Origin of the sequence: Streptacidiphilus sp. EB129, from assembly GCF_041262645.1 — a bacterium.
In the GTDB taxonomy this organism is placed as follows: Bacteria; Actinomycetota; Actinomycetes; order Streptomycetales; family Streptomycetaceae; genus Streptacidiphilus.
This window is the reverse complement of record NZ_JBGCCS010000053.1, coordinates 1-15,569: the sequence shown is the minus strand read 5'-3', so window position 1 is coordinate 15,569 and position 15,569 is coordinate 1. Positions and strand designations below refer to the sequence as shown.

At 72.3% G+C, this 15,569-nt stretch carries 15 protein-coding genes, 1 tRNA gene and 1 riboswitch; of the genes, 12 read left to right on the top strand and 4 right to left on the bottom strand.

The window, feature by feature from the left end; genetic code table 11:
• Window positions 1-150 precede the first annotated feature (150 nt).
• Window positions 151-341, top strand: a riboswitch (cyclic di-AMP (ydaO/yuaA leader).
• A 7-nt stretch (window positions 342-348) separates the two neighbouring features.
• The 4 genes from ABH925_RS34640 to ABH925_RS34625 all read left to right on the top strand — a co-directional run bounded on the left by ABH925_RS34640 (window position 349) and on the right by ABH925_RS34625 (window position 4,105).
• Entirely contained in the window at window positions 349-1,332 is a 984-nt protein-coding gene (locus tag ABH925_RS34640) for an NlpC/P60 family protein (protein WP_370154927.1), read from the top strand.
• Between the two features lie 258 nt (window positions 1,333-1,590).
• Window positions 1,591-2,943, top strand: a complete 1,353-nt coding sequence (locus ABH925_RS34635) for a Cys-Gln thioester bond-forming surface protein (RefSeq protein ID WP_370154924.1) — start codon at window positions 1,591-1,593, stop codon at window positions 2,941-2,943.
• Window positions 2,944-3,149: 206 nt separating this feature from the next.
• Window positions 3,150-3,734 carry a hypothetical protein gene (locus ABH925_RS34630; RefSeq protein ID WP_370154921.1) on the top strand — a complete coding sequence of 195 codons (585 nt, stop codon included), beginning with the start codon at window positions 3,150-3,152 and terminating at the stop codon, window positions 3,732-3,734.
• A gap of 298 nt (window positions 3,735-4,032) precedes the next feature.
• Window positions 4,033-4,105 (top strand) — tRNA-Arg (locus ABH925_RS34625).
• Between the two features lie 40 nt (window positions 4,106-4,145).
• Here ABH925_RS34625 and ABH925_RS34620 read toward each other — a convergent pair.
• From ABH925_RS34620 to ABH925_RS34610, 3 genes are all read right to left on the bottom strand, one after another.
• Entirely contained in the window at window positions 4,146-4,364 is a 219-nt protein-coding gene (locus tag ABH925_RS34620; protein ID WP_370154918.1) for a hypothetical protein, read from the bottom strand.
• On the bottom strand, window positions 4,361-4,582 hold the full coding sequence (locus ABH925_RS34615; RefSeq protein WP_370154916.1) for a hypothetical protein: 222 nt from the start codon (window positions 4,580-4,582) through the stop codon (window positions 4,361-4,363). The genes ABH925_RS34620 and ABH925_RS34615 overlap by 4 nt, the downstream gene beginning before the upstream one ends.
• Before the next feature lie 238 nt (window positions 4,583-4,820).
• The gene (locus ABH925_RS34610) at window positions 4,821-5,543 is read right to left on the bottom strand and encodes a TetR family transcriptional regulator (RefSeq protein ID WP_370154913.1); all 723 of its coding nucleotides are present in this window, start codon (window positions 5,541-5,543) and stop codon (window positions 4,821-4,823) included.
• 83 nt (window positions 5,544-5,626) lie between these two features.
• Here ABH925_RS34610 and ABH925_RS34605 point away from each other — a divergent pair, with 83 nt between their 5' ends.
• Complete coding sequence (locus tag ABH925_RS34605; protein ID WP_370154910.1) at window positions 5,627-6,127, top strand: SRPBCC domain-containing protein; 501 nt, start codon at window positions 5,627-5,629, stop codon at window positions 6,125-6,127.
• Between the two features lie 69 nt (window positions 6,128-6,196).
• Window positions 6,197-6,868: a TVP38/TMEM64 family protein gene (locus tag ABH925_RS34600; protein ID WP_370154969.1), complete on the top strand. Its 672-nt coding sequence runs from the start codon at window positions 6,197-6,199 to the stop codon at window positions 6,866-6,868.
• Between the two features lie 9 nt (window positions 6,869-6,877).
• On the opposite strand, the gene ABH925_RS34595 is transcribed toward ABH925_RS34600, so the two are convergent.
• Window positions 6,878-7,456 (bottom strand): helix-turn-helix domain-containing protein, encoded by a 579-nt coding sequence (locus ABH925_RS34595; RefSeq protein WP_370154967.1) that lies wholly within the window; start codon window positions 7,454-7,456, stop codon window positions 6,878-6,880.
• Window positions 7,457-7,677: 221 nt separating this feature from the next.
• Here ABH925_RS34595 and ABH925_RS34590 point away from each other — a divergent pair, with 221 nt between their 5' ends.
• From ABH925_RS34590 to ABH925_RS34565, 6 genes are all read left to right on the top strand, one after another.
• Window positions 7,678-9,117 carry an MFS transporter gene (locus ABH925_RS34590; RefSeq protein ID WP_370154907.1) on the top strand — a complete coding sequence of 480 codons (1,440 nt, stop codon included), beginning with the start codon at window positions 7,678-7,680 and terminating at the stop codon, window positions 9,115-9,117.
• 252 nt (window positions 9,118-9,369) lie between these two features.
• The gene (locus tag ABH925_RS34585; RefSeq protein ID WP_370154904.1) at window positions 9,370-10,458 is read left to right on the top strand and encodes a UbiA family prenyltransferase; all 1,089 of its coding nucleotides are present in this window, start codon (window positions 9,370-9,372) and stop codon (window positions 10,456-10,458) included.
• A gap of 88 nt (window positions 10,459-10,546) precedes the next feature.
• A complete protein-coding gene (locus tag ABH925_RS34580; protein ID WP_370154900.1) occupies window positions 10,547-11,923 on the top strand; it encodes a cytochrome P450 in 1,377 nt (458 codons plus the stop codon).
• Window positions 11,920-14,160, top strand: coding sequence for a DUF6875 domain-containing protein (locus ABH925_RS34575; RefSeq protein ID WP_370154897.1), 2,241 nt, complete (start codon window positions 11,920-11,922; stop codon window positions 14,158-14,160). Before ABH925_RS34580 ends, ABH925_RS34575 begins: the two co-directional genes overlap by 4 nt.
• Window positions 14,161-14,249: 89 nt before the next feature.
• Complete coding sequence (locus ABH925_RS34570; RefSeq protein ID WP_370154894.1) at window positions 14,250-14,639, top strand: Mpo1-like protein; 390 nt, start codon at window positions 14,250-14,252, stop codon at window positions 14,637-14,639.
• Window positions 14,640-14,808: 169 nt separating this feature from the next.
• Entirely contained in the window at window positions 14,809-15,399 is a 591-nt protein-coding gene (locus ABH925_RS34565) for a TetR family transcriptional regulator (protein ID WP_370154891.1), read from the top strand.
• The last annotated feature ends 170 nt before the right edge of the window (window positions 15,400-15,569 follow it).

The window sequence follows — 15,569 nt, the reverse complement described above, 5'->3', positions numbered from 1 at the left end:
ATAGGACATGAGGGATCGAACTACCCCATGCTTTCAGGCCATCTGACGCCGCGAATCATGCACTGCCGCTGTGAGCAATGCCACAGTCGTTTGCGGATTTCCAGGGCATCTGCCTAGCGTGCTCCCCGTCCGCACTTAAGTGGAACTAACAACTCCGGAACGCCGAATCCTGCCGCCGGAGAGGTTCAGACACCGACGCACCGCGCCATGGCAGGAGCGGGGGACCCAGGTAAGTCGCCGCGATCTCCGGGATCGCGGCTAGGGGTGAAGCCGTGCACCGCACGGCCGGGCAACTCCGGCCCGAATCCGACAGCTCACCTCGTAGGCGTGGGAGAGGAACGCAGCTCCATGCCCAAGCACGCCCTGCCCAGTGCTACCCGCCGCACCGTCGCCAACCGCCTGTTCGCCGGAATGAGCCTGGCCGGCGTCGGCCTGGGGCTCCCGCTGGTCACCGCCGCCAGCGCCTCCGCCGCTCCGGTGAAGGCCCCCGCCGCTGCCACCACGTCCACCGATTCCGCCCCGGCGGCCACCCGCCCGGCCGCCGCCCACAGCGCCGCGCACCGGGCTGCCCGTACCGCCACGGCCACCTCCGCCACGTACACCGTGGTGAGTGGTGACTGGCTGTCCAGCATCGCCGCGAAGCGGCATGTCAGCGGTGGCTGGGAGCGGCTGTACCAGCTCAACCGCGGCACGCTGACCCATGGCGCGGACGTGATCTACCCGGGTCAGAAGCTGGCCCTCGGCGGGGCTCTCGCCGCCACCGGCAGCAGCGGCTCCGGCGCCTCCAGCGACTCGGAGGGCGAGGCGAGTTCGGCGGCGACCACGTCCTCCTCGCCGTCGTCCTCCTCCTCGTCCTTCTCCTCCTCGTCGGACGCCGCCGGTGCCGCCTCCTCCGCCTACGCGGCCGCGACCCAGGCGACCGCCGCCACGACGCAGACCGCCGTCCAGGCGCCCGGCGGCAGCACCTCCAGCGGTATCGCCGCAGCCGTTGCCTTCGCCAAGTCGCAGGTCGGCGACGCGTACGTGTACGGCGGCACCAGCTCGGCCGGCTGGGACTGCTCCGGGCTGGCCCAGGCGTCGCTGGCCCAGGCCGGGATCTCCATCCCGCGCGTCGCCGCCGACCAGGCCGCCGCCAGCACGCATGTCTCCCTGGATGCGCTGCAGCCCGGTGACCTGCTGTTCTGGTCCAACGACGGCACCGATGCCGGCGTCTACCACGTCGCGATCTACATCGGCGGCGGCCAGTACGTCGAGGCGGCCAACCCCAGCTCCGGCGTGAAGTACGAGACCATCGCCAACTGGGCTCCGGACTTCGCGGGCCGCATCGGCTGACCCCTGCTCAACCTCCTGCTCAGCGGTCGGTCACCGGGCACTCATCCGCCTGTCGAACGCCTACCCCCTCCGGTCGTGCACCGGCGGGGGTAGGCGTCGTTCGGACAAAGACACATATTTTCCGACCCCGCGCGAACTCCAGCCGCAGTGGTCACTAGGATCCCCCACAGTCACAGGGGGCGTTTTTCACTGACCATCAGTTCATGCGACCGGTGCGGCACTCCCCATGCCAAGAAGCCGCCGCTGCAAGGGGTACCTATGTTCAACATACGGGGGCGGCGCACTGCGCAGCTCTGCGCCGCAGCTCTGCTGACGGCCGTCGCAACGACCGGGACCGTCGCACTGGCAGGCTCGGCCTCGGCCGACCAGAGCCAGAAGAGCACCGCCGTGCTGGGCGACTTCCTGCACTCCGGTGCGGTCGACGTCAAGGGCGAGGGTGCGCTCGACGCCGGTACGGTCGCGCTGACGCAGGGCGGCCAGACCATGGCCGTGTACTGCATCGACCTGCACCACGGCACCGAGGCCGGGGTGAAGTACACCGAGACCGGCTGGGACCAGTCCACCCTCTCCGACAACCCGAACCGCGGCAAGATCCAGTGGATCCTGCAGCACTCCTACCCGGTCGTCTCGGCGGACGCGCTGGCCAAGCAGCTCAACGTGGAGGGTCTGAGCGAGGACCAGGCCGCCGCCGCCACCCAGGCCGCGATCTGGCACTTCTCCGACAACGCCGACGCGACCCCCGAGGACGCGACCGCCGCGCAGCTCACCAGCTGGCTGGAGACCAACGCGGTCCCCGTCACCGAGCCCAAGCCCTCGCTGCAGCTCGCCCCGGCCAGCGTGGCCGGCAAGAGCGGCGAGAAGATCGGCCCGGTCACCGTCACCACCAGCGCGAACTCGGTCGACCTGTCGCTGACCGCTCCCGCCGGGGTGTCCCTGGTGGACCAGAACGGCGCTGCCGCCAGCAAGGCCGTCAACGGCGAGAAGCTGTACGTCAAGGTGCCTGCCGGTGCCGCGGCGGGCAAGGCGACCGTCACCGCCACCACCACGACCGACCTGCCGGTCGGCCGCGCCTTCAAGGCGGTCGACGGCTCCAGCCAGACCATGATCCTGGCCGGCACGGCCCCGGTCGAGGTCACGGCCGCGGCCGAGGCGGACTGGGCCCCCAAGGGCGTCATCCCCGCGGCTGTCGCCAAGGAAGACTGCACCAAGGGTGGCGTCGACGTCACCCTGACCAACGCCGGTGACCAGCCCTGGACCACGACGGTCGGCGGCCAGTCCGTCACCGTGCAGCCGGGTGCCAGCACCACGGTGCTGGTGAAGGTCACCGAGGGCGCCACCTACGACATCACGGTGACCGGCCCCAACGGCTTCAGCCAGGAGTTCAAGGGCGCGCTGAAGTGCAAGCCCACCACCCCGGGCACGGGCCCCGGCCCGAGCAAGGCGCCGAGCTCCTCCGCCACTCCGTCCCCGTCCCCGAGCACCGGTCTCGCCGAGACCGGTGGCGGTAGCGGCACCTCGACGATCGCCGGCATTGCCGCGGCCCTCGTCGTCGCCGGTGGTGCTGCGGTCTTCGTCCTGCGCAAGCGGGCCAAGGGCACCCACGCCGCCTAGTCGTCTTTCTGTCTGAACGCGCCCTCCGAGGACGCTGCCTGACGCACCGTCCGACGGCCCCTGTCGCTCACCACGAGCGGCAGGGGCCGTCGGCTTCTCCCGGTGCGGCAATCGCGACATCCGGCCCGTCGCGCGGTGCAACCTGCGAGGCCGCAGCCGGCGTCTATCGGGGCAGACGGCACACCGGCAGATTTCAGGGGGACCAGATGCACCTTTCCGGACGGGGCTCGGCCGCTGCCGTTCTCGCCGCCGCCGCGACCCTGCTCGTCGGCGGCTGCACCAGCAGCGGTGGCAAGAGCGCTGCGGGGGCACCCACGCCGGTGGCGTCGGCCACCTCCTCGTCCTCCGGCTCCGGCGCCGCTCCGGGCACCCCGACCGGCCCCAACCCCTCGGACGCATCCGGCCCTTCGAGCAGCTCCAGCTCCTCGGCCGGAGCGGGCCCCGACTGCCGCAACCTGCCGGCCACCGCCGCCGTGAAGGCCGCCGTCACCGCCGCGTACCAGGTGCAGAACCCGGTCATGAAGCACATCCAACCCGCTGCGGGCTCGTTCTACTACGGCTCCTGCGGGACGACCCAGTACGCCGCGACCCGCTTCGCACCCGCCGCCGGGGCGGGGGAGCAGGAACTGGTGGGTCTCCAGGACGACGGCAGCACCCGGAAGTACTTCACCTACAGCGCCGGCGGCTGGACGGTCAGCGGAAGCGACGGCTTCCCGTCGCGCGGCGGCTGCTCCCCGCAGATCCCCGGCCCCCTGGCCGGCCTCTGGAACCACTGCCCGCCGCCCAGCTGACGCCCGACCGCCCCGTTGACGTGACGCCGAGCGTATGGCGCGGATCGCAGCAACGTCAGCACGTGGCTGCGAGGCGCTGAGCCCCGCCGACACGGCACCGTCAGCACAGTGTCCGCCCGGCCCGGCCCCCCGCGCGCGAGGGGCCGGGCCCCGTCCCCAGGGCGGCGGGGGACCGGGCGGGCCTGGTCCAGGCCCCCGTTCCATCCAGGTCAGGGCCTCGCCCGCGATCTCCAGCCATGCCCGGCGGCACGATCCGCTAGGCTGTCTTCGGTCAGACGGACATCCCGCTGCACCCCCCGCCTCATTAGCTCAGGGGATAGAGCACGGCTCTCCTAAAGCCGGTGTCGCAGGTTCGAATCCTGCATGGGGCACACACCGCCGAGCGATCGGCGCGCACGACAAAGGCCCAGGTCAACCGGCGGCAAACCGGAAGCCTGGGCCTTGATCGTTCCCGGCGCTGATCATGGCGACGGAGGTGCCGTGCCAGATCCGTGCCAGATCAAGACGGCATTGTGTTAAAGCAGCTCGAAGTGCGGGAAGCTGTTCGGCTTGACTGCATGACAGATGGTCTGGATCATCGGCGGACAGGTAGGCGAAAATTGGCCCGCAGTCGACGATCAGTGCGCTCACGCGCGGCCCGCCTCGTCGATGAGGTGCTGCTTCAGATCCCGTGCGCGGGGTGCGTCGGGACCCGCGTGGAGTACGCCCTTGCCCCGCAGTGTCCGTACGGGCGTGGAGGCGACCAGTCGTTCCAACTCGGTCGTCACGAAGGCGTCGATGCTCAGCCCACGCGCCGCAGCGAGTTCACGCAGCCGGGATTCCAGTTCCTCAGGTACCTCGATGGACATGCTCACAGCTTAGCGCCGCAGGGCATTGCGCAGAGCGGTCACGGCGACAGGGCTGGAGCTGCGCGGGGCCTGCACGGATCGACTGGGCGACCGCTTGGCGCAGGGGTTCGAATCCTGCATGGGGCACACACCGCCGAGCGATCGGCACGCACGACAAAGGCCCAGGTCAACCGGCGGGAAGCGGGAGGCCTGGGCCTTGATCGTTCCTGGGCGCGGACCATGGATGCGCCGCTGGCGCTCAGTCGGCTGGATCACCCGCCGGGGACGCGAGGGAGCTCAGGCCGGTGGTGAGCAGGCCGGCGGCGCGGCGGACCTCGGTGCTCACGGCGTCGTGGATCCGGGCCGGGGGACGGGTGCCGTCCAGGTGCTTTCGCAGCGCCTGGAACTGGACACGCCACAGGCCCAGTAGGGCGGTTGCCGCTATCTGGGGCTCCGGGTCCTCCGGGCTCGTCCCGGCCCGCTGGGCCAGGGCCTGTGCGGCCACCGAGACGAGCTGTTCGGTCCGGTCGTGCTGGTGAGCCCGCAGGGAGGGAGTGGATCGGACCAGGTGGCCGAAGCGCATGATCATGGCGGTCGCCCGGGCCGGGTCGTCCTGTGCGGCGAGCCAGGAGGTCATGCCGCCCAGCTCGTCGTCGAGGATCTGCAGCGCCGCCTCGACCGGGGAGAGTGCGGGATCGGCCAGGTACCGGCGGAGCGCGTCCGCGGTGGAGTCCCAGCGGTCCAGGATGAGTGCTTCCTTGGTGGGGAAGTAGTTGAAGACCGTCTTCTCGGAGACCCCGCAGGCCTCGGCGATCTCCGAGACGCGGACGGCGTCGAAGCCCCGCTCCATGAACATCTCGGTCGCGGTGTCGGACAGCTGCTGGCGCATCAGGCGCTTCTTCCGCTCCCGCAGCCCCTCGGCCTCGGGCTCCTCGCCCTGGGGGCCGCGCCATCCCGTCCAGTCCACCGTTCGGATGCTCATGGGTGCAGCATAGTCCTGCCGCCCGATAATTACTGCTACAGTAAAATTCAAGCAGCTGTAATCATCGACCGGAGGAGTCCACCATGAGCACCATCCGCATCGTGCGCGACTACCCGCACCCCCCGGCGACGGTCTGGCGCGCCCTCACCGACCCGGCGCTGGTCCCGAGGTGGACCGCTACCGGCGCGGGTGGGCGGCCGGAGGGCTTCGCGACCGTCGTCGGCACCAGGTTCCGGTACATCGCGAAGCCGAAGCCCGGCTGGAGCGGCGTCGTCGACTGCGAGGTGCTGGAGGTCGACGAGGGGTCGCTGCTGCGCTACTCCTGGGTCGACGGCGGGGGCGGTGAGGTGACCGAGGTCGCCTACCGGCTGGAACCGCATGCCGACGGCACCCGCTTCACCTACGAGCATGTCGGCTTCACCGGCGTCGGCGGGTTCGTCCTGGCCAAGCTGCTGGGCCGGGTCCGCACGAAGATGCTCGACGTGGGCCTGCCCGCCGTGCTGGACGACCTCGACCGTGGCGCCCCGGACGGCAGCGGCCTCGCTACCGGCGGCGCCGACGGCGGTGGTGGACATCACGGCTGAGCCGGGGTCGGCCGGCGGGCAGGGGAGGGGGCCGGGAGGGCCAGCGGTTAGCATCGGCGGGTGATTCGAATGCCCCTGCTGCCGGCCGCGTCCCCCACGCGGGCCACGGTGCTGCGCCTGGCCGGGCTCGCGCTGCTGCTCGGGTGCGCTGCCGTCGCTGCGGCAGTGGGCAACCTGCCGCAGCTGCTCGCGCACCCGGTCCCGGCAGGGGTTCCGCCGCTGGTGGCGGCCGTGGTGTTCGTCCTGCTGGTGGCGCTCGGGTCGGTGGCCTTCGTGCCCAAGCCGCTGCTGGCGCTGGCCGCCGGTGCGGTCTTCGGCTTCGGCGAGGGGATGGTGCTCGCCGTCGTCGGCACCACGCTGGGGGCGACCGTGTCGTTCTGGCTCGGTCGGCACTGCGCTCGTGCGGCGGTACGCCCGCTGCTGCAGGCCAGGGTCTGGCAGGCGCTGGACCGCCGGCTGACCCGGCAGGGCTTCTGGACCGTGGTGGCGCTGCGGCTGCTGCCGGTCCTGCCGTTCGCCGCCGTCAACTACGGCGCGGCGCTGGCCGGGACCCGGCTGCGCGCCTTCGTCGCCGGGACGGCGCTGGGCGTGGTTCCGGCCAGTGCCGCGACCGCGCTCGCGGGCGCCACCGCCGGCTCGCCCAGCCCGGTCGCGCTGTGGGCCTCCGCCGCCGCCCTGGTCCTCCTCGGCGCGCTCGCCGCCGCGCCCCGCCTGCTCGCGCGGCGTCCCTCCACCGGCTGACGCGGGCGCCTACGCGTCCGACTGATCGACGACGGCCGTGACGGACGGCCGCCGGCGCACGCGCATCCTCTCCCCCTGCGGGCCGAACAGGTGGAGGATCTCGACCGGCCGATCGTCGGCGGGGCCGAACCAGTGCGGCTCGTGGGTGTCGAACTCGGCGGCCTCACCGGGGTGGAGCGTGGCCTCGCTGTCGCCCAGGAGCAGCCGCAGCTCGCCGGCGAGCACGTAGAGCCACTCGTAGCCGTCATGGGTGACCAGCTTCGGCCGGCGCGGTGCGATCACCTCCTTGAAGACCTGCAGCCGCCCCGGGTACTGGGTCAGCGGCACGATGACGTTGCCGTTGCGGCTGCGTAGCGGCGCCAGATGGACGCGCGGGTCACCGCTGGCCGGCGCGGCGACGATCTGGTCGAGCGCGACGCGGTGCGCTCGCGCGAGTGGGACCAGTAGCTCGAGGGTGGGGCGGCGCTTGCCGGATTCGAGGCGCGACAGCGTACTCACCGAGATCCCGGTGACGGCCGCCAGCGCCTCCAGGGTCATGTCACGGTCGCGGCGCAGCGAGCGCAGCCGCGGTCCGATCGCGGTGAGCATCAGGGCCAGGTCGTCGTCCACGCCCACCAGTTTGCGGTCTTGGCAAATTAACTGCCAGTTCCGATCACTCTGCCGCGATCCTCGCTGCTGGGACGTGCGTCGGGTTTCGACGCGACGAGCACACGCGAGCCGAACCCGGCCGCACCTTCCAATCGCTGTCGAACTCGCCAGTCGAACTCGCCAGTCGACCCCAGCAGTTGAACCCAACACCGGAGGCAACCATGCCTGGCAACCCGCCGTCGAACCACGCCCCCGTCAGCACACGCAGGCGCTGGACCGTGCTGGCCGTGTGCTCCCTGAGCCTGTTCGTGGTCGGACTCGACACGACGATCGTCAACGTGGCGCTGCCCTCGATCGGATCCGGTCTGCATGTCGGGACCCGTGGTCTGGAGTGGACCGTGGACGCCTACACCCTCGTTCTGGCCGGCTTTCTGATCTCCTCGGGTGCGCTCGCCGATCGCGTCGGACGACGACGGGTGTTCCGGCTCGGCCTGGTCGTGTTCGGCCTCTCCTCGCTGGCGTGTGCGCTGGCGCCGTCCGTCGGTGTGCTGATCGCGGCCCGTGTGGTCCAGGGCGTCGGCGGCTCCATGCTGAGTCCGGTGGCACTCGCGATCGTGGTCAACATGATCACCGACCCCAGGGAACGGGCACGGGCGATCGGCGTCTGGGCGGCGATCTTCGGCTTGAGCATGGCCACCGGGCCCACGCTGGGCGGGGCCCTCATCGCGGGACTCGGCTGGCGGTCGGTCTTCTGGGTCAACCTGCCGGTGATCGCGGCGGCACTGGTACTGACCGCGGTATTCGTGCCGGAGTCGCGCGCGGAGCAGCCACGCCGCTTCGACCTCCCGGGACAGCTCCTGCTGGTCGCAGCCGTCGGCGGATCGGTGGCGTTGCTCATCGAGGGGCCGCGGATCGGCTGGGGGTCCACCCCGGCGGTGCTCGGGTACGTCTGCGTCGCGGCTGTGATCGTGGGCTTCGTACGGACCGAGGCCCGGCGGCGCGAGCCGCTCATGGATCTGCAGCTGTTCCGGCGGCCCTCCTTCGCCGCGGCGGTCGTCGGAGCGGTGGTGGTGTTCGTCGCGCTCAATGCGACGCTGCTGCTCAACACCCTCTACCTGCAGCACGCCAGAGGTATGAGCGCGGTCGCGGCCGGCGCCGTCACGCTGCCGATGGCCGTGGCCGCCACGGTCTGCGCGCCGTTGTCGGGATTCCTCGTCGGCCGTGTCGGTCCGCGGCTGCCGCTGCTGCTCGCAGGCGGCTTCACCGCCGTCGGCGGCCTCTGCCTGGTGGCCCTGGACAACGACACCAGTCTCCGGGTACTGCTGCTGGCGTACCTGCTGATCGGCATCGGCTTCGGGTTCGCGAACGCTCCGATCACCAACACCGCGGTCAGCGGTCTGCCCGCCGCCCGGGCGGGCGTGGCCGGCGGGATCACCTCCACCGCACGCCAGTTCGGAGCCGCCCTCGGGATAGCCGTCGCGGGCAGCATCGTCGCCGGAGCATCGAACACCACGCTCGCCCACGCCGCACGACCCGGCTGGGCGGTGGTCGCCGGGTGCGGGCTGCTCGTCCTGGTCATCGCCGGCGTGTCTCCGGCGCAGACGAGGACCAGTCGCTCCCCGGCCGAGCCGGCGGTTCTCCAGCCCGCCGGAGGCGAGTAGATCCGGCGGATTCCGGGAGGGGCACCCTGGCCTGGGCTCTGGAGGGCTCTGGAGGGCTCTGGGGGCGTCTGGGGGCTTGGCGGGAGCGGGCCGGCGTGTAAAACTCGACGAGTGTTGAATTCATCGTCAAATGAGTTGCCCCCCGGCGAGATGCCTCCCCACGGGTGGCCGCCTGCCGGGCGGCTGCCCGATGAGTCGCTGCCCCAGAGGTCGCAGGGCGTCGTCGGCGCCTCCGAAAGGAACGGCTGAGCCATGGCGGCATCCGTCACCACCTCCCCTCCCCGACCCGTCGACCCGCAGCAGTTCTCCGCACTCGCCCCCGACCAGCGGGTGACGGCGGTCCGGAGCACCCCGGGCACCGCCGGGGCGGCGCAGGCCCTGCGGATCGTGCTGATGCTGGGCCGGCCGCGCACCTGCGTCCCCGGGATGCTCGGCTACACGCTGGGCTGGACCGTCGCCGGCGGGCCGATGTCCTGGAAGCTGATGCTCGGTCTGGCGATCACGCTGGTCTACGGCCTGATCGCCAACCTCTACAACTGTTACACCGACCTGGAGGAGGACAGCCGGAACCTGCCCGGGCGGGTCTGGCTGGTGATGCGGCTGGGCCACCGCCGGCTGCTGTGGATCGGCCACGCCATGACCGCCGCGCTGCTGCTGCTGTCGCCGGTCTACAGCCTGGCCTACCTGCCGGTGATGTGCCTGGCGATGCTCGGCTCGCACCAGTACTCGTTCACCCCGCTGCGGCTCAAGGCGCGACCGCTGCTGGGGCTGCTCTGCTTCAGCCTGGCGGTCTTCGGCCCGTACCTGCTGGGCTACCTGGGCGCGCCGCGCGGAGTGCGGCCGCTCGGCCGCGAGGCGTGGGCGCTGCTCGCCTTCATCGTGCTGTGGTTCGTGGCCAAGGGCATGGTGAAGAACCTGCCCGACTACGACGGCGACCTCGCGGCCGGACTGCGTACCTCCGCGACCGTCTTCCCGGACCGCGGGGCGGCCTCCCGCGCGGCGGCCGCGATGACGCTGCTGGCCTACCTGTCCGTCCCGGCCTTCGTCCTGCTCGGAGCGGTTCCGTGGCGGACCCTGTGGGCGTTGCCGCTGGCCGTCTGGGCCTATCTGCAGTGCCGGGCGATGGCGAAGGCGCCGGACGGTCCCTCCGCGAACCGGGTACTGAAGCGCGACATGCTGCTGTCGACGGCGTTCCTGTCCTGCCTGCTGCTGCTGCGCACCCCCGGCTGGGCGACCGCGGTCACGGTGCTGATCGGCGCGGTGGTGCTGCTGGGCAGCGACCGGATCGCCCTGGACTCGCGCCGCGACCGGCACAGCGGTGCCGCACCCGCGAAGGCGTGACGCCCCGCCGAAGGCGTGACCGCAAGGCCGAAGGCATGACGCAAGGCCCCGAACGCCGTCTCTTCCCACGTTTCGAGAGGTGCCATCGATGACGACCATTCCCGCACCGCGGACGCCCGCTCAGATCTACCGCGTGGTACGCGAGATGTCGCGCTCGCTGCCGCACGGGCTGACCCACATGCGCCAGACCTACGGCGATGTCTGCGCCTTCGGTATGGGCCCCACCCGCACCGTCTTCCTCTTCGGCCCCGAGGCCAACGAGCTGGTGCTGCGCGACCCGGACACCTTCCGCTTCACCGGCGCGTACGACATGCTGCGCCCGATCGCCGGGGACACCGCGCTGGTGGTGACCGACGGTCCGGACCACGACCGGCGCCGCCGCGCGGCCCAGCCGTCCTTCCACCGCGGCGGGATGGAGCGCTGCGCCGAGTTGATCGTCGAGCATGTCGACGCGATGATCGACGGCTGGGCGCCGGGGCAGCGGGTCGACATCTACCAGGAGCTCCGCCAGGCCGTCCGGATGGCGATGGTGCGGTCCTTCTGCGGTGAGGTGCTGGCGGCCCAGACCGACTACCTGGCCGAGCAGTTGGAGCAGGTGCACGATCTGATGAACTACCCGCTGCCGAGGCAGCTGGTCGCCTGGCGGCTGCCCTTTCCGGCCCGGCGCCGGGCCTTCGCCGGGATCGCGGGGGTGGAGGGACGGATCTACGCCGAGATCACCCGCAGGCGGCGCAGCGGCGACGAGCCGGTCGAGGACCTGATCTCGGTGATGATGGCTGGAAAGGGTGCGGACGGCGGGGCCATGAAGGACCAGGAGGTCCGCGACATGGTCGTCAGCGCGCTGATCGCCGGGTACGACCCGGTGAGCGCGGGGCTCGGCTGGGCCGTGTACCACTCGCTGGCGGAGCGCGAGGTGTGGCGGGCGCTGCACGACGAGGCCGAGGCGGTGCTGGACGGCGCCGCGGCCGGTCCGGCCGAGCTGCGCCGGCTGCGTTACGTCGGCCAGGTGGTCAACGAGAGCCTGCGGATGCGGCCGCCGGTGGTGATGAGCCCGCGCCGCTGCACCCGGGCCTTCAGCTTCGGCGGGTACACCGTGCCGGCCGGCAGCCTGGTCGCGGTCAGCGAGTACATCACCCAGCGGGACGCCGGTGTCTGGGACGAGCCGAACCGGTTCCGGCCGGAGCGCTGGGACCCGGACAGCGAGGGCTACCGCGCGCCGTCGCCGTTCGAGTACCTGCCGTTCGGCTACGGCGCGCGCCGCTGTATCGGTGCGGGCATCGCGGGCACGGCCATCCCCGCCGCGCTCAGCCGCCTGGTCCAGCGCGCCGAGCTGGAGCTGCTCAGCCACGACCCGCAGCCCGCCGGGATCCCGGCGATGTACCCGAGGGACGGCCTGCTGGTACGGGTACGGGCCACCAGGCCGGCCGGGAAGCAGGCGGCGACCCCGGTGGGGGCACCCCGATGACCCCCGCGACCCCGGACGGGTCCGGCGCCACCGGTGAAGGAGCCGGAGCCGCCGACGCCGGAGCCACCTGCCCGTTCGCGGGCGCGGCCGCCCCAGCCGACGCGGCAGCGGCCGCAGCCAACGCCCCCGCAGCCGACGTGGCTACCGCCGCAGGCGCCGGTAGCGCCGGAGGCGGCACCGCAACCGCAAAGGACGGCAGCGCGGGAGGCGGCACCACGTCCGCGAAGGCCGGCAGCGCCGGGACGGCGGGCCGGGCGGAGGAGGGCGGCGGAGCGAACGGCGGGGCGGCGAAGGGCGGCGGAGCGAACGGCCGGGCGGCGAACGGCGGCGGAGCGAACGGCGGGGCGGCGAAGGGCGGTGCCGTGAACGGCGGCGGAGCCAAGAGGGCGGTGGCGAAGGGGGCGGCGGCCGCGCCGCCGGGGCATGTCGCGGTGCCCGACGGCACCCAGGCGCAGAACGCCTGGCAGATGCGGCAGATGATCTATGGTCATCTGCAGTCCCGCGCGGTTTGCGCGATGGCCGAGCTCGGCCTGGCCGACCTGCTCACCCGCAGGCCGCTGACCGCCGCCGAGCTGGCCGGCGCCACCGGCGCCGATCCTGACCTGCTGCAGCGGCTGCTGCGCGCGCTCACCGCCTTCGGCGTGCTGCGCGGCACCCGGCTCGACCGCTTCGCGCTCACCGCCCTGGGCGCGACCCTGCGCAGCGACGCGCCCGCCTCCGCGCTGCCTACCGCCCTGCTGGTGTCCGGCCTGGTGTCCCACGCCTGGAACGGGCTGTCCCAGGTGGTGCGCAGCGGACGGCCCAGCTTCGCCGAGGAGTTCGGCCAGGACTTCTTCGGCCACCTGGACGGTGACCCGGAACTGCGCGCGATCTTCGACCGCTCGCAGGAGACCGGCCTGGCCCTGGAGCTGGAGAGCGTGCTGGGTGCGGTGGACCTGTCCGAGGCCCGGCGTCTGGTCGACGTCGGCGGCGGCGACGGCGCGATGCTCACCGGCATGCTGGACGCCCACCCGCAGCTGACCGGAGTGCTGGTGGACCGGGGTGCGGCGCTGGCGACCGCGCGGGAACGGCTGGCCGCCACCGGCCTGGAGGACCGCTGCGAGCTGGTCGAGGGCGACTTCTTCGGCACCCTGCCCAGCGGCGGCGACGCCTACCTGCTGCGGCACATCCTGCACGACTGGGACGACGACTCCTGCCGCAAGCTGCTCAGCGGCTGCTGCCGGGCGATGGGCCCCGAGGGCCGGCTGCTGGTCATCGACCACCTCACCGCGCCGGACGAGGAGGGACGCCGTCCCGGCCCGGAGGACCGCGCCCAGGCCAACCACGGCGCGTTCATGGACCTCTACATGATGTCGCTGTTCGGCGGCGGCCAGGAGCGCGGTCTGTCCGAGTTCGACGCACTGCTGCGCGGCGCGGGCTTCACCGTCGGCGGCGTGACCCGGCTGCCGGGGGGCAGCGCGATCATCGAGGCCCGCCCCGCCGTGCGCGGCGCCGCCGGTCGTACCGGCGGCGGCGGCGCGCGGCTGGCCACTCCGTCGGCGCTCGCGGCGGCGTTCGCGCCGGACACCGCCCGGCAGAAGGCGGACGCCGCCTCGACCGCGGCGGTGACCGAGCAGAAGCGGGACACCACCACGCGCTGGCTGGAGGAGTACACCGCCAAGCCGCACGAGGAACTGGGCCGCAAGGGCGCGGTCTGCCCGTTCGTCGAGCCGTCGATGAAGGCCGGGTCGCTGCACATGCTGGCCAGGAACGGCTTCGCCGAGGCCGACACGGAGGCGCTGGTCGCGCTGGTCCGGGACCTGGTGAACACCTTCCGGGTCACCCGGTGGCGGCACTCCAACCCGACCCTGCACACCCTGCTGATGGTGCTGCCGGACCTCCCCGAGTCGCGCTGGAGCCTGCTGGACGACGTACAGGCGGCGGTCAAGGCGGAGATGGCCAGGGACGGGCTGATGCTGGGTCAGTTCCATCCCAACTGCGCCGAACCGGCGGCGCGCAACGCCAGGTTCGCGGTGTCGCAGTCGCCGGTCCCACTACTGGCGCTGCGTCATATGGCGCTGCACGACGTGCTGTTCCTGCACAACGACCGGGAGATGTTCGCCGAGTACCGGGTGCGCTTCGGCGACCGGTACGAGCGCGGAGCGGCGGTCGACCCCAAGTTCCGCGAGGTCTACGACGAGGCGATCGCGAAGTTCGCCGTCGTCGCAGCCCCGCCGCCCGTTCCCGTCCCGGTCTGACCGCCGGCGCGGAGCACGGCTGTGCCGCGCCCAGGACCATCACCACGCCCACGACCATGACCACACCCACCACAAGGAGTGATATCCGAATGGCACGGAAATTCGACGAGCGGTTCGAGACGTACATGCTGGGCCACACCAGCGTGGCGAGCCGGTGGATGCACGTGGCCGGGATGGTCGGTGCGATGGGTGCGGCGGCGCACGCGGTGCACCGCCGCAGGCCGAAGGCGCTGTGGGCCGTGCCGGGTCTGTTCTTCAGCTGTGCCTGGACCGGCCACCTGGCCTTCGAGCACAACCTGCCGGTCGGGGTCACCGACCCGGGGGCGGCGTTCTCCGGCGACCTCAAGATGATCTTCATGATGATGACCGGCCGGAACAAGGAGCTGACCATCCTGGTCGACCGGCTTCGGCTGGAGCAGAGCGACCCCACGCTCGGGGCCGACGAGGAGGAGCGGTTCTTCGCCGGCGTCGGCGTCTGACCGCAGCCCCTCCCGCTGCCGGCGACCTTCTGGTCATGCCGGTCCCTCCGGCCGCCCCCGGCTGTCCCGCCGATCGTCGCGGGGCGGCCGGGGGCGGCCCGTGTCGGGGGAGCGTGTGGCCGTGTCGGGCCGCTAGTAATTCAACGCTTGGAGACATACGCTTGTTCGCATGACGCTCGGCAGCAGACCCGACACGGAGGCCCCCGCGCCTCCGAAGCGCTCCGACCGGACCAAGGCCGCGATCATGCGTGCCGCCCGCGAACGCTTCGCCGCTTACGGCTACGAGCGCACCACCATCCGCTCCATCGCCGCCGACGCGCAGGTGGACCCCTCGATGGTGATGCGCTACTTCGGCAGCAAGGAGCGGCTGTTCGACGCCGCCCTGGCCATCGACCTGTGCCTGCCCGACCTCTCCGCGGTCGGCGCCGACGAGCTGGCCGAGGTGCTGGTCCGGCACTTCCTGGACCGCTGGGAGGGTGACCCAGCCGACGATGCGCTGCTGGTGCTGCTGCGCTCGGCGGTCACCAACGAGCGTGCCGCGCACCGGGTGCACGAGATCTTCGCGGACCAGATCGCCACCGCGCTGGTCGGCACGCCGGATCCGGCGGCGGCCGACCGGGCCGCGCTGGTCTGCACCCTGCTGCTGGGCCTCGCGCTGACCCGTTATCTGCTGCGGCTGCCGGCGGTGGCCGGGCTGTCCCCGGACGCGGTGACCACCGCGCTGGCACCCGCCGTCCGGGCCATCCTGCGGTCCGCCTGACGCCGCCTCGGCGCCGGGGGATTCAGTCTGGGGGATCCAGGCGGGTGCCGGTCGCGCGGTCACGCACCCTGCGGGGCGCCGGGTCAGCCCCGGACGTGTCCGTCTCCGGTGACGATGTACTTGGTGCTGGTCAGTTCGGGCAGGCCCATCGGGCCGCGGGCGTGCAGCTT